General features: G+C 66.7%; 10 protein-coding genes. 3 read left to right on the forward strand and 7 right to left on the reverse strand.

Going from position 1 to position 13,172, the window contains the following annotated elements; genetic code table 11:
- Window positions 1-20: 20 nt before the first annotated feature.
- Genes FGS76_RS09975 through FGS76_RS09985 form a run of 3 tightly spaced genes read right to left on the reverse strand, consistent with a single transcriptional unit; the run spans window position 21 to window position 2,982 of the window.
- The gene (locus FGS76_RS09975; RefSeq protein WP_138772491.1) at window positions 21-650 is read right to left on the reverse strand and encodes a hypothetical protein; all 630 of its coding nucleotides are present in this window, start codon (window positions 648-650) and stop codon (window positions 21-23) included.
- Window positions 647-1,951, reverse strand: a complete 1,305-nt coding sequence (locus tag FGS76_RS19565) for a peptidyl-prolyl cis-trans isomerase (RefSeq protein ID WP_138772492.1) — start codon at window positions 1,949-1,951, stop codon at window positions 647-649. The genes FGS76_RS09975 and FGS76_RS19565 overlap by 4 nt, the downstream gene beginning before the upstream one ends.
- A gap of 11 nt (window positions 1,952-1,962) precedes the next feature.
- Window positions 1,963-2,982 (reverse strand): phospholipase C/P1 nuclease family protein, encoded by a 1,020-nt coding sequence (locus FGS76_RS09985; RefSeq protein ID WP_138772493.1) that lies wholly within the window; start codon window positions 2,980-2,982, stop codon window positions 1,963-1,965.
- 213 nt (window positions 2,983-3,195) lie between these two features.
- Between FGS76_RS09985 and FGS76_RS09990 the strand changes: the two genes are divergently transcribed.
- Complete coding sequence (locus tag FGS76_RS09990; RefSeq protein WP_138772494.1) at window positions 3,196-5,112, forward strand: ATP-binding cassette domain-containing protein; 1,917 nt, start codon at window positions 3,196-3,198, stop codon at window positions 5,110-5,112.
- Window positions 5,113-5,152: 40 nt separating this feature from the next.
- The gene (locus FGS76_RS09995) at window positions 5,153-6,484 is read left to right on the forward strand and encodes a succinylglutamate desuccinylase/aspartoacylase family protein (protein WP_240692496.1); all 1,332 of its coding nucleotides are present in this window, start codon (window positions 5,153-5,155) and stop codon (window positions 6,482-6,484) included.
- Between the two features lie 55 nt (window positions 6,485-6,539).
- Here FGS76_RS09995 and FGS76_RS10000 read toward each other — a convergent pair whose 3' ends face one another.
- Window positions 6,540-7,229 carry a TetR/AcrR family transcriptional regulator gene (locus FGS76_RS10000; RefSeq protein ID WP_240692497.1) on the reverse strand — a complete coding sequence of 230 codons (690 nt, stop codon included), beginning with the start codon at window positions 7,227-7,229 and terminating at the stop codon, window positions 6,540-6,542.
- 398 nt (window positions 7,230-7,627) lie between these two features.
- Entirely contained in the window at window positions 7,628-9,550 is a 1,923-nt protein-coding gene (locus FGS76_RS10005) for an extracellular catalytic domain type 1 short-chain-length polyhydroxyalkanoate depolymerase (RefSeq protein ID WP_138772495.1), read from the reverse strand.
- Window positions 9,551-9,746: 196 nt separating this feature from the next.
- Here FGS76_RS10005 and FGS76_RS10010 point away from each other — a divergent pair, with 196 nt between their 5' ends.
- Complete coding sequence (locus FGS76_RS10010) at window positions 9,747-11,363, forward strand: BCCT family transporter (RefSeq protein ID WP_138772496.1); 1,617 nt, start codon at window positions 9,747-9,749, stop codon at window positions 11,361-11,363.
- A gap of 207 nt (window positions 11,364-11,570) precedes the next feature.
- Here FGS76_RS10010 and FGS76_RS10015 read toward each other — a convergent pair whose 3' ends face one another.
- A complete protein-coding gene (locus tag FGS76_RS10015; protein ID WP_138772497.1) occupies window positions 11,571-12,212 on the reverse strand; it encodes an SDR family oxidoreductase in 642 nt (213 codons plus the stop codon).
- A 278-nt stretch (window positions 12,213-12,490) separates the two neighbouring features.
- Entirely contained in the window at window positions 12,491-13,012 is a 522-nt protein-coding gene (locus FGS76_RS10020; protein ID WP_138772498.1) for a lipocalin family protein, read from the reverse strand.
- Window positions 13,013-13,172: the final 160 nt, after the last annotated feature.

The following is a 13,172-nucleotide window of genomic DNA, read 5'->3' on the forward strand; positions in this document are numbered from 1 at the left end:
GCCGGCCCCGCCGCCGGGCGTCAGGAATCGCCGTCGCTGTCCGGCGGCGGCGCGCTCAGCTCCGGATAGCGTTCCCCCAGCTCCCGCCGCCGCGCCTTGAGGCCCTCCAGCTTGCGGCGTCCCTCGGCCAGTTGCGCCGGCGGCAGTCCTTCCCGTTCACCGCGCGCCACCAGGGTTTCCAGCTCGCTGATCTTGCGCTCGGAAGCGGCCATGAAAGAGGCGTACACCGCCATCCGCTCGCCCTGCTCGTAGAGCCGGTAGCGGGCCGGGTCGTCCAGTATCTCCGGCGGCGGCGGCTCACGGGGCTCGGTGGGCGGCGCCAGGGGCGGGGTACGGGGGTCGCCGTGGCGGCGGGCCCGGCTCAGCGACTCGGCCACCGCCGGTGACACCCGGGGCGCCGCCGCGATCACCGGCGCCCCCTCGCCGTTGGCGGGCGGCGGCGCGTCCGCCCGGTCGGCCCCGGTTCCGTCGGCGGCACGGGCCGGGCCGGCCTGATCCCCGGTCACCGCCAGGGTACGCCCGGGCAGCGCCGGCGCGCCGGCCGCCGGCGCCGCTGCCTGCCCGGGCGCCGGCGGCGGGTCAGCCGGCCACCAGGTGGCGCCACCGGCCAGGGTGGCCAGCACCAACGCCATCAGCAGCAAACCTTTCATAAAGCCTCCGGGAAAAAATGCACGGCGGCGGCGTTCTGGCGACGGGCCAGGCCGGTCTGCAGGTGTTCCAGCATGCGCGTGCGCGCCAGGGTCCGGGACGCCTGGTAGCGCACGCTTTCGCTGTCCACCGGCTGATAGCCCTGGACCCGCTCCTGCACCTGCACCACCACCCAGCTGTCCGGGTCACCGGGGGCGCGGATCGGCGGCGCCGTCTGGCCCGGGGTCTGGGCAAAGGCGAAGCCGGTGAGCCAGGCCCCGTCGGCGTTGTCTCCCCGGGCCAGCCAGACCGGCGGCTGGTAGCGCACGCCCTCCTGCTCCCGGTAGGCCGCCGCCAGGGCATCCAGATTGGCGCCCTCCGCCAGCCGCCGGCGGGCATCGTCCGCCAGCGCCGAGGAAGGCAGCCACAGCCGCGCCGCGCGCACCTTCTCCACCCGCGTGAACAGGTCCCGGTGGTAGTTGTAGTAGCGCTCGATTTCCTTGGCCGGAATGTCCTCGGCCACCTCCGCCAGCAAGGTATTGTCGTCGTGGGGGTCGTCGCTGAGGCCCAGGGCCAGCATCAAGCCGCGCTGGTCCTGGCGGTCGAGCACCAACTGGCGAATCCAGGCGCGGTCGGCGTCGCTCAGCGGCGCCCGCCGTTCAAACCAGTCCAGCACGAAAGCGCGGCGCACATAGTCGTGCACGGCGCTGGCCAGGGCATCCCGGTCCAGGTTATGGAAGCGGGTTTTCGAAGCCACGTTCTGCGCCCGGTACAGTTGCGCCAGGGTCAGGGTGCGGGTGGCCGCGCCGGGGAACCGGTAGCGCGCCAACACCCAGCGCTCCGCCGCCGCCTGCTGGTCCGGGTCGAAACCCATGTGCAGGCCGGGGCGGAGCTTGAGGATGGCGGCCAGTTCCGGGTCATCCAGATTGGGCGGCGCGCGCAGCGCCTGGGACGGCGAGGACCAGCCCCAGCCGGCAAGGGTTTGCGCCAGCGGCCCACGCCAGGCCACCCGGGTCAGCGCCGCCAGATCCCGGCGCGCCAGGGTATCCCGGTCGTAACCGACCCGGGATGGCGGCGTATGCTCGGCATAGACCTCCCGGAACCAGACCCCCATCAGGTGCACGTCCACCAGGTTTTCCAGTACCTGAAGCTCGCTGATGTCGGGCTCATGCACCCGCGCCGAGGCCACGAACACCTCCAGCACCTGCCGGGAAAGGGGCGCGCCATCCACCCGAGCCACCGTATCCGGCGGCGCCGTCGAGGCGCCGGCCGCCGTCCACAACCACGCCGCCGTCAGCACCACGGCCATCCATGCACGATTCATGGCAGCGGCGCTCAGTTGGTGATTTGCGCGCTGGCGTGTCCGAGCAGATGCACCACCATGGCAATGGCGTGGGGCACCACCACCCGGGCCACCTGCACCCGGTCGGCGTGGTCGGTGCTGGACAGCACCAGGGCCCCGTTTGCGTAGGCGATCTGACCGCCCTCGGTGAGCAGCGGACGAATGTCGGTGGCGGTGGAGCCCAGCGGGGTGAAGGAGCCCAGCGCCTGGGTCACCAGGGTATCGTCGTTGAGATCCTCGCTGTCGTAGTAATCCGCCACCCAGCCTTCCCAGCCGCTGTGATTGAGCGCCGAGGTGGTCCACACATGGTGCGGCTGCAACACGTCGGTGGCGTGCAGGGCATAGCCCAGGCTCTGGGCGGTGGGGTTGGCCAGGAACTGGTCGTACCAGTACTGGGCCAGGTTATCCAGGGGCTGGAACGGCATCTCCTCGAAGTCGTCGTACATGGACTTGGTGGAGGTGGTGCCCTGGCGGTAATTGGCTTCGGTGATGCCGTAGGTGTTGTATTCAGAGTCGTCGTTGGACCACCAGCCGGTCATGCCGCCGGGGCCGTCATCCATGTAATCGCCCACCAGCCAGGTGGCGGCCAGATTGTCGATGTCGCCCCACACGGTGAGCTTGTCGTAGTTGTAGCCGCCCAGGTCGTTGCCGTGCACGTCCGAGCCCTGGGTGTGGTTCTGGAAATGCCAGTAGGAGGTGTAGTTGACCAGGGAGGCCCCGGCGTTGAACACCGGCGCGTAGACGCAGTCGCCGGTGACGGCGCCGCAGAAATAGGTGTCCTGGAAGTCATCCACGTCGTAGGCGCTCTGCCCCAGCACCTGGGCGAACTGGGCCACCGTGTAGCCGCCGGCGGTGGCCACCGCCTGCAGGTCCGCGTAGCCGGTGGTGGTCGGGTGGTTCTGCATGTAGGTGACCGCGTCCTCCACCAGACGGCGGTGGGTTTCCTGTTTGAACGCCTGGGCGGCGGGGCACAGGACAGCGGTAATCAGCAAGCCGATGGTGATCCGTTTCATGACTCCCTCCCTGGGATATTTCATCTTTTTGGTATGATCGTCCTATACAGGAACAATTTGGTGCCCGCTTCAATTGTTTATCCGCGACAAACCGGCACTTCCGACCCCATTAATCAGCCATCGCCCACCGCCACGAAGGCTGGCGCGGGGCTGCTCCTGCGCCCCTCCCGGGTGTACACTTGCGCTTTTCCGCTACCGCGACCCGCCTCCTTCATGCCTTTGATTACCCTTCGAGATGTCGATCTTCATTACGGCGAGCAACCCTTGCTCGACCAGGTCAATCTGGCCATCGAACCCGGCGAGCGTCTGTGCCTGGTGGGCCGCAACGGCACCGGCAAGTCCACCCTGTTCAAGGTGCTCGCCGGTGAGCAGCAGGCCGACGACGGCCAGATCGAGACCAGCCAGAACCTGACCGTGGCGCGGCTGGAGCAGGAAGTGCCGGACGACCAGGACCATAGCGTCCATGAAATGGTGGCCGGCGGCCTGGGCGAACTGGGCGCGCTGATCCAGGAGCACGACCGGCTCAGCCACGCCCTGGCCAACGGCGACGAAGACGCCATGGCGCGCTTCGAGATCCTTAACGAACAGATCGAGGCGCGCGGCGCCTGGCAGCTGTTCAACCGGGTGGAGACGGTGCTCTCGAAACTGAACCTGGACGGCGACGTGGCCTTCGCCGGGCTGTCCGGGGGCATGAAGCGGCGCGTACTGCTGGCCCGGGCGCTGGTGCGCGAGCCGGACATTCTGCTGCTCGACGAGCCCACCAACCACCTGGACCTGGACAGCATCCGCTGGCTGGAAAGCTTTCTGAAGGGCTACCCGGCCACCCTGGTGTTTATCTCCCACGACCGGGCCTTCATCCGTGCCGTGGCCACCCGCATCATCGAGCTGGACCGGGGCAAGCTGACCAGCTGGCCCGGCGATTACGACAAGTATCTGGCCGGCAAACAGGCGGCGCTGGAGAGCGAGGAACGCAACAACGCGGAGTTCGATAAGAAGCTGAGCCAGGAAGAGCGCTGGATTCGCCAGGGCATCAAGGCCCGGCGCACCCGTAACGAAGGCCGGGTGCGGGCCCTGAAAAGCCTGCGCGACCAGTACGCGCAACGGCGCAATCGCCAGGGCACCGCGGGCCTGGAAATCCAGCAGGGCGACAGCTCCGGCAAGGTGGTGGTGGAGGCCGAGCACCTGGCCTGCCAGGTGGGCGGCAAGCACATTCTCCGTGATTTCTCCCTGACCGTGATGCGCGGCGACCGGATCGGCGTGCTGGGCCCCAATGGCTGCGGCAAATCCACCCTGATCCGGGTGCTGCTGGGCCGGCTGCAACCGGACCAGGGCACCGTCAAACTGGGCACCCAGTTGCAGGTGGCCTACTTCGACCAGTTGCGCGACACCCTGGACGGCGACAAGAGCGTGCTCGACAACCTGGCGGAAGGCTCCGACGTGGTGGAGATCAACGGCCGCAAGAAGCACGTCATGGGCTACCTGCAGGACTTCCTGTTCGAACCGGCCCGGGCCCGGCAGCCGGTGCGGTCGCTGTCCGGCGGCGAGCGCAACCGGCTGCTGCTGGCCAAGCTGTTCAGCAAGCCGTTCAACCTGCTGGTGCTGGACGAGCCCACCAACGACCTGGACGTGGAAACCCTGGAACTGCTGGAAGAGCAGTTGGTTAACTATCAGGGCACCCTGCTGCTGGTGAGCCATGACCGGGAATTCATCGACAATGTGGTGACCTCGACCCTGGTGTTCGAGGGCGGCGACCCCCACAGCTATGTGGGCGGTTACCAGGACTGGCTGCGCCAGCGTCCGGAACCGGCGCGCGAACGGGACGTCCAAGCCGGTGGCGGCGGCCAGGTGAAAACCGAAACCAAGGTAAAAACCGCCGCCACCAGCGCGCCGGACGCGACCGACGGGCGTAAGCTCACCTACAAGGAGCAGTTGGAGCTGAAGGCGCTGCCGGAGCGGATCGAATCCCTGGAAGCGGAGCTGGAACAGGTACGCAACCGCCTCGCCGACCCGGACCTCTACAAAGGTCCGGCGGAGGAGATCGCCGACGCCCAACGCGAGCTGCAAACGCTGGAACAAACCCTGAACGATCACTATGGCCGCTGGGAGGAACTGGACCAGCGGCCGTCATGACCGGCCCGGCGATCCCGGGCCGGCGAGGAGGACGAGTTTCGTGACACCCGCTCTCAACCGGACCCTGACCGCCTTGATAGTGCTGGCCCTGGCCACCCCCCTGGCCGCCAATGAACGGGAGGACGAGGACGGCCGCCACGCCGCCCCGGCCAGCGCCGACCAGACCACCCCTCGCCCGCAGGACCCGGAAGACCCGGACGGTCCGCCGGCGGACGACGCCCGCAGTGGCGACGCCCGCGGTGGCGATGCCGGGCACCAGGACGGCGCCGACCCGCGGGCCGACGCCGAACTGCCCGCCGCCCCGGACCCGGTGGCGCCCCTGGAGCTGCTTGGCAAGAGCGTGCCGGTGGGCACCTTCGATACCCTTTACTGGACCCCGGACCAGTCATTCCGCTCCATCGCCACGCCGGTGCCGGTGCTGGTGGCCCACGGCACCCGCCCCGGGCCCTATCTGTGCCTTACCGCCGCCGTGCACGGCGACGAATTGAACGGCATCGAAATGGTGCGGCGGCTGATGTACGAACTGGAACCGGACGAGCTGGCCGGCACCGTGGTGGGCGTGCCCATCGTCAACCTGGACGGCTTCCGCAACGGCTCCCGCTACCTGAGCGACCGCCGCGATCTGAACCGTTATTTCCCCGGCCGCAAGAACGGCAGCGCCGCCAGCCGGGTGGCTTATTCTCTGTTCGAGAACATCGTGCGCCACTGCGACTATCTGGTGGACCTGCACACCGGCTCCCAGAAGCGGGTCAACCAGCCGCAGCTGCGCGCCGACCTGGAGAACCCCCAGGTGGTGGCGTTCGCCAAGCATTTCGGCGGCATGACGGTGCTGCACAGCCCCTCTTCCAGCGGCATGCTGCGCGCCGCCGCCGTGGACGAAGGCATCGTGGCGGTGACCATGGAAGCCGGCGGCCCCAACCGGCTGGAGGACGACGCGGTGGACTACGGCGTGCAGGCGCTGGAGACCCTGCTGGAGAACCTGGACATGCGCAAGGCGAGCCGCTTCTGGGGCGCGCCGCAGCCGGTGTTCTATGAGTCCGAGTGGATTCGCGCCGGCCAGGGCGGGATTCTGCTGTCCGAGGTGGATCTCAACGAGCAGGTCAAGAAAGGGCAGATTCTCGGCACCGTCACCGACCCGATCAGCAACACCGGCAGCGCCATCATCGCCCCCTACGACGGCCGGGTGCTGGGCATGGCGGTGAACCAGGTGGTCCATGCCGGCTTCGCCGCCTACCGCATCGGCGAGGAAAAGAGCGCCGAGGAAGTGGAGGCCAAGGCGGAGCAGGCCCAGGAACGGAGCGCCCCGGAAGCGGGCGGCGGCGAAAGCAAGCCGGCGGAGGAACCGGACCGCCCGGATGGCGATACCGAATAGAAAGGGCGGCGGCGATCGCGGCTAAAGCGGCTATCAATATCCGGTAGCAGCGGCTTTAGCCGCGATCGCTTTTCAAAGGCCCGCACACCCGCTCGAAGCCCGCCACCACGAACGGAATCATGCGGTCGTAGGCGCTCTGGAAATCATCGGAGCGGCACAGGCCACCGGACATGGCGTTGATGCGTCCGGTGTTGGCGAAGGTCAGGGTCATGGACCCGGACATAAAGTGGTAGCACCAGTACAGGTCACCCCGGTCACAGCCCGGCAGCACCGCCGCCAGGGCTTCCACGAAGGACTCCATGGGCGCGTCGAAATGCCGGCTCATGAGTACCGGCCCCCACACCGGTGAGGTGTTCACATAGGCCAGCAGCGCACAGTAGTTGCGCCAGCCCTGGTCCTCGCTTTCCTGGGCCATTTCCAGCGGCCGCAGATAGGCTTCGATAATACGTTCCAGGGGGACCGGGTCCGGTTCCGCCTCGGCGCGGGCGCGGTTGAGGGCGTCCAGGCGGTCGTCATTGAGAACCCGGGCGCGGCGCTGGAAAACGGTATCGAAGAGCTGCTGCTTGGGGCCGAAATAATAGTTGATCAGGGCCACGTCGACGCCGGCTTCGCGGGCGATGGTGCGCAGGGTGACGCCGTCGTAGCCGTGGCGGGCGAACAAACGTTCGGACACATCGAGAATGGTGGCGCCGCGATCGCCTTCGCCGGCGCGGGCCCGGGGGCGACCCACGGTCTTTTTCGTCATGCGCGGATAGTACGCAAGCGCCGCTGGGACAACAAGCAGTGGCGTTTGGCTTGTCAGGACCCTCCAGCAGGGGCGCGGTTCCGGGTCAGGATGGAGGATGTAGGAGCGGCTTTAGCCGCGATGAAGCCTGCTCCGCCGCTTATCGCGACTAAAGCGGAACGCCGCCCGGTCGCTCCTACCCCGTACCCCGGCAGGGATAGTCAGAGGCTGTAGGCTCCCTTTCGAACGTCCTGTTCTCAAGGGTCCCGGAAGGGCCTGACCCGGAACCGCTTTGCGGTGATCCTCCACGTAACGGGTTATTTCCCGACGCCAGGATGGAGGGTGTAGGAGCGGCTTTAGCCGCGATGAAGCCTGCTCCGCCACTGATCGCGACTAAAGTCGCTCCTACCCTGTACCGGTCAGGGGCAGGTGCCGACCTGCCAGAGGGCGCCGCCGTTGCTGCTGTACAGCGTGGTCATACCCCAGGTGGAGCCGGCCATGGGCTGGTCGCTGCCCTGGGCGAAGTAGTCCGGCGCCAGGTAGTTGCCGGTGCTGTACGCCCGGCCGGCGGTCTTGTGGTAGTAGTTGTAGGCGCTTTCCTGCTGGCAGCCCGGTTGCGGGTCGCCGCCACCGTTGTCGCCGCCACCGTCGCCGCCATCTCCCCCACCGTTACCGCCACCGGCGCATGCCTGGACCGGGCCGGTGCAGCTGGCGTCGTCGTCCCGCCATTGGCATTGGTCGCCGCTGGTGGTGTGTTCGGTGAGTTTGAAGGTGGCGGTGCCGTATTCCAGGTAGCAGTTGGCGTAATTGGTGTAGTCCAGGCGGCCGGCGCTGATGTGCTGGTCCAGAGTGGCCACCTGGCCGGCGTCGATCTGGAAGTCGATCTGGTCGCTGTCGGCCAGGCCGCCCTGGTCCACGGCTGCCACGCTGGCGCTGTTGGCGCCGCCGGGCAGGTCGCAGGCGCGGGCGCTGTAGCGCACGCCGTCCAGGTCGGCGTCGACGACACCGCTGGCGAAGGTCACCGTCACCGCGTCGAGGTCCTGATTTTCATCCACCACCTGGCCGCTCACCGTGGCGCACTGGCCGTCCACGCTCACCGCGATGTCGCTGAGTACCGGGGCGCTGGGCGGCGGCGCCGGGCCCAGCCGCACGGTGTCGATGACCGGGTCGCTTTCGCCGCCGTCGTTGTCCTCGGCGGTGACCGCCACGGTGTAGAGGTCGTCGGCCAGGCTGCCGCTGGTGGCCTGGAAGGCACCGCCGCCGTCCACGCTGGTGGTCAGGGTCTCGCCACCGCCGGCCAGGCCTTCAATCACGATGGTGATGGCGGTGACGGTGCCGTCCTCGTCGTCGGCCTGGCCGCTGATTGCCAGGGCATCGCCGTTGGCCACCAGGGTGAGGCCGTCCACGCGGGGCGGCAGGTTGCGGTTCACCCGGGCGTTGTTCTGGCTGAAGAATTCACCCAGGTAGCGGGCGTAGTTGATGCTGGCGCTGCCGATATAGCTGCCGCTGGCGCCCTGGCCGCCGGACCAGGAGTGGTCCAGGCCGTTGAGCCAGAGCATGGAGACCCGGCCGTCCTGCCACAGGTATTCCTCGGCGCTGCCGCCGTCCTGGTTGATCTGGGTGCTGCCGGGCAGTTCGCTGACGCCGTAGAGCCCGGCCATGCCTTCCGCGTTCTGCCGGTTATAGCAGGTGTCCACGGTGGTGTCCGCGTCGCCGTGGGCGATGGAAGCCACCTGGGTGTCGAAGGCGCTCTGGTAGGCGCCGCCCAGGTTGCGGCAGCGGCTTTCCACGTTGGCCTGCTCACAGACCCCGATGGCGCCACTGGAACTGGTGCCAACGCTGGGGCCGGCGCTGACGCCGACACCGGCGAACACGTCCGGGGCCAGGCAGGCGGTGGTATTGGCGAAGCTGGCGCCGGACGACAGGCCGGCGATGTAGACCTGGTTGGGGTCGATGCCGCGGGTGCCGTCGCCGGACAGCTCGTTGGCCAGCTCGATCAGGTTTTTGTAGTCACCGGCGCTGCGTGACTTGGTGCCCTGCCAGTAGGACCAGCAGCTGAAGCCGGCCTTGTTCATGGCGTCCGGCACCGCCACCACCATGCCGTATTCCTCGGCGGCCACTTCCAGGTTGGCGGTCTTGTAGGCGTTGATCGACTGGGTGCAGCCGTGCAGCACGATCAGCAGCGCCTTGCCGGCGCCCACCGGCGAGTCGCTGTCGGGGGTGTAGAGATGGACGTTGTTGAAACCGCCCAGGGAAAGGTTGTCCTGCCAGCTGCCGGCCTGGACCGGACCGGCCAGCAGAAGCAATGTGCCCGCCAGGGCACCGAGGGCCTTCTTGATCATGGTGGTTCTCCCGTTTTGCTTTGTTTTTCTGATCGGTTGTTGTGATCTTTTTTGCGTTATTCATCGGCCGATGAATAAAAACTCTACAACCGTTGAATATCTCGGGTCCACCCACCCGGGGTCATTGAAATGTATAGATTTTGAACAGGCTCACAATTGGGGTAGCGCCCACCGTCATCACTGGTAGTCTTGCCGGATGCTGAAACGACATCGCGTATACGTTATCTCCACCGCCCTGATGGTCCTTCTGGTGGCCCTCGGCGTGGCGGCCCCCCGCGCCTTTCAAAGGACCTCCGAGGCGGTGCTCAATACCCTCGGGCACTACTTCGGCTGGTTCTATCTGATCAGTACCTTCGTGTTCGTGGTGTTCCTGCTGGGGCTGGCCATGAGCCGTTACGGCAAGATCCGCCTGGGGCCGCAGAACTCGGCGCCGGAGTATGGGGTGTTTTCCTGGCTGAGCATGCTGCTGTCCGCCGGCTTCGGCGTGGGCCTGGTGTTCTACGGCATGGCCGAGCCGATCCAGCACCTCACCGAGCCGCCCCACGGCATGGCCGAGCCCGGCAGCGCCGGGGCCGCCACCCTGGCCATGCAATACAGTTTCTTCCACTGGGGCATGAACCAGTGGGCGGCGTTCACCCTGGTGGGGCTGATCATCGCCTTCTTCCAGTTCCGCAAGGACCGCCCCGGGCTGGTGTCGACCATGGTGGAACCGGCCACGGTGAACCTGCCCGGCCGCCAGGGTATTTCCGATTCCCTGGATGTGCTGGCGGTGGTCGCCACGGTGATGGGGGTGGCCACCTCCCTGGGTCTGGGCATCCTGCAAATGAACGGCGGCCTGCACACGGTGTTCGGCTGGGCCGACAACTTCTGGACCAAGGCGGCGATTCTGGGGGCCATGTTCGTGTGCTACACGGCGTCGTCCTACAGCGGCCTGGACAAGGGCATCCGCGTGCTCAGTAATCTGAACATGGCCCTGTGCCTGGGCTTCATGGGCTATATGCTGATCACCGGCCCCACGGTGCTGATTCTGGACAATTTCGTGAACGGCCTGGGCGCCTACCTGGGCAACTACATCGAGATGGCCCTGACCATCCCGCCCATGGAAGACCGGGACTGGATGAACCGCTTCACCCTGTTCTACTGGGCCTGGGTGATCGCCTGGTCACCGTTCGTGGGCACCTTCGTGGCGCGCATCTCCAAGGGCCGCACCATCACCGAATACGTGCTCGGCGTGCTGCTGGTGCCACCGCTGATGGCCTGCGCCTGGATCGCCGTGTTCGGCACCACCGCCCTGGATCTGCAGCTCAACGGCGGCGTGGACCTGACCGGACCGGTGGCCGACGACGTGGCCAACGCCCTGTTCCAGATGTATCAGTCGCTGCCGTTCAGCACCTTCCTGTCCGGTATCACCATGCTGATTCTGTTCGTGTTCCTTGTTACCTCGGCGGACTCCGCCTCCTACATCGTCTCGCAGATGACCGACCACGGCTCCCTCAATCCGCCGCTTTATAAGCGCCTGACCTGGGGCGTGCTCATCTCGGCGATTTGCTTGACCCTGATCGTGGCCAGCGGCCTGAAAGGCCTGCAATCCGCCAGCCTGCTGGCGGCGCTGCCCTTTGCCATGGTGCTGTTTCTGATGATGGGGGTGCTGATGTCGCAGCTGCGCGCGGACCGCCGCGCCATGCTGGTGGAGCTGTATCAGCGCAACGCGGAAACCCCGGTGGGCGCCGATCTGTTCGAAGCCGACGACTTCACCGACCTGCCCCCGGAAAAACGCATCCGCCAACGGCTGAACTTCAAACGCAAACCCTGAGCCGGACATTTGCGGTAGGAGCGGCTTCAGCCGCGATGAAGCTCGCACCAACGCTGATCGCGACTGAAGTCGCTCCTACAAAAGGCGGGTGTAGCGACGGCGTCTGGACATTACCGTAGGAGCGGCTTTAGCCGCGATGACGCTCGCACCACCGCCGATTTGTGCCGAGGGCGCGTCTTAATCCAGCCATGCCTGGACCAGCGACGGTTAATCCAACGACGCCACCGCCTTATCAATGGCGGTGTCGCCGCTGATCAGGTCGAACTCCCGCTTGCTGGCGCCCGGGTGGTCGAGCACCGCCCGCAGCACCGCCGCCACATCCTGGCGGGGGATCTCGCCGAACTGGTCGATACGCTCGGCCAGGCGTACCTTGCCGGTGCCCTCTTCCTCGGTGAGCTTGCCCGGGCGCACGATGGTGTAGTTGAGGTGGCTGGCGCGCAGATGGTTGTCCGCCTTCTGCTTGGCGACAAAGTAATGGCGCATTTTTTCCGGGCCGCTGTCCGGGTCGTCGGCGCGCATGGAACTGACGATCACGAAACGGGGCACGCCCATTTCCTGGGCCAGGTCGATCAGATTGATGGCGCCGTTCTGGTCCACATCCACGGTTTTCTCCGGCCCGGTGTGCGCTCCGGACCCGGCGGTGAACACCACCGCGTCGCAGGTGATCAACGCCGCCCGGCAATCCCCTTCCAGATCCGCCACCACCACCTCATCGGCACCCAGCCGGCGCAGCTCCCACTCCTGGGACGGGTCGCGCACCATGGCCCGGCAGATATGGTCGCTCTCACCGAGCAACCGCACCAAATGACGCCCGATTTTGCCGTTGGCCCCGGCGATCAGAATACGCATGGCAGGTCTCCTAGGAGGTCGATTGGGATAGGCCTCAACCCTAGGGGTGGAAGCTGCGGGCTGCAAGCGGGCGGAGGGTGGTTCCGGCGCCGTGCCGGCAACACCCAGTTCAAAGTTGAAAGTGAAAAGTTAAAAGGAGGCCGCAAGCTACAAGCTTCAAGCCACAAACCGGCACGGCCCCCTTTCAACTTGTAACTTTAAACTTTCAACTGGCCCTCACGGAGCCCCACCCCATCCGCGCCCACCAACCTGCCTGCAGCTTGTAGCTTGCGGCTCGCCTACCACATCTGCGGGACCATCCGGATTTTGCCGGTGTCGTAGCCGGCGTCGGCGGCGATGCCGTAGAGCCGGCGCAGGGTGGTTTCGTCGAGTTCCGGGTCGCGGGCCATGATCCACAGGTAATCCCGTTTTTGCCGGCCGATGATGGTGGTCTGGTATTGCGGGTCCACGTAGACCACCCAGTAGTCGGCGCGCAGGGGCCAGAAGAACTGCATTTTCCAGACCGCGTTGCTGTGGTCGCTGACGAAGCCGGTGGGGGTCATTTCTTCGCGCTCGCCGTCGAAGCCGCCTTCGTTGAAGGTGAAGGTGACGCCCACCTTGTTCGGCCCCAGCCGCTGATAGCTTTCCACCGCGTTGTAGGCGTCCTTCTCCGGCGGGGTGGGGATGTTGGCGATCACGTACCAGTCGCCCATGAAGCGATCCAGGTCCAGGTTGTCCACGGTGCGGATGGGCGGGTGTTCCGGTTGGCTTTGGCAGGCCGCCATCAACAGGGCAAGGGTTCCGATCAGGGCAAGACGCATGGCAGCTCTCCTGGCAAAAGGTAGGTTCCTGGGACGGGATCCACGTCATCGCCAGCCTGCCTGTGCTCCGGCCAAGGGCGCGTGAAACCACCCTCCGCTTCCCCGCGCCCGGCTTCGGCCGCGGGCAGCGCCGGAGCCATTTTTATCGCGGCTGAAGCCG

Origin of the sequence: Alloalcanivorax gelatiniphagus, assembly GCF_005938655.1 — a bacterium.
Lineage (GTDB): Bacteria > Pseudomonadota > Gammaproteobacteria > Pseudomonadales > Alcanivoracaceae > Alloalcanivorax > Alloalcanivorax gelatiniphagus.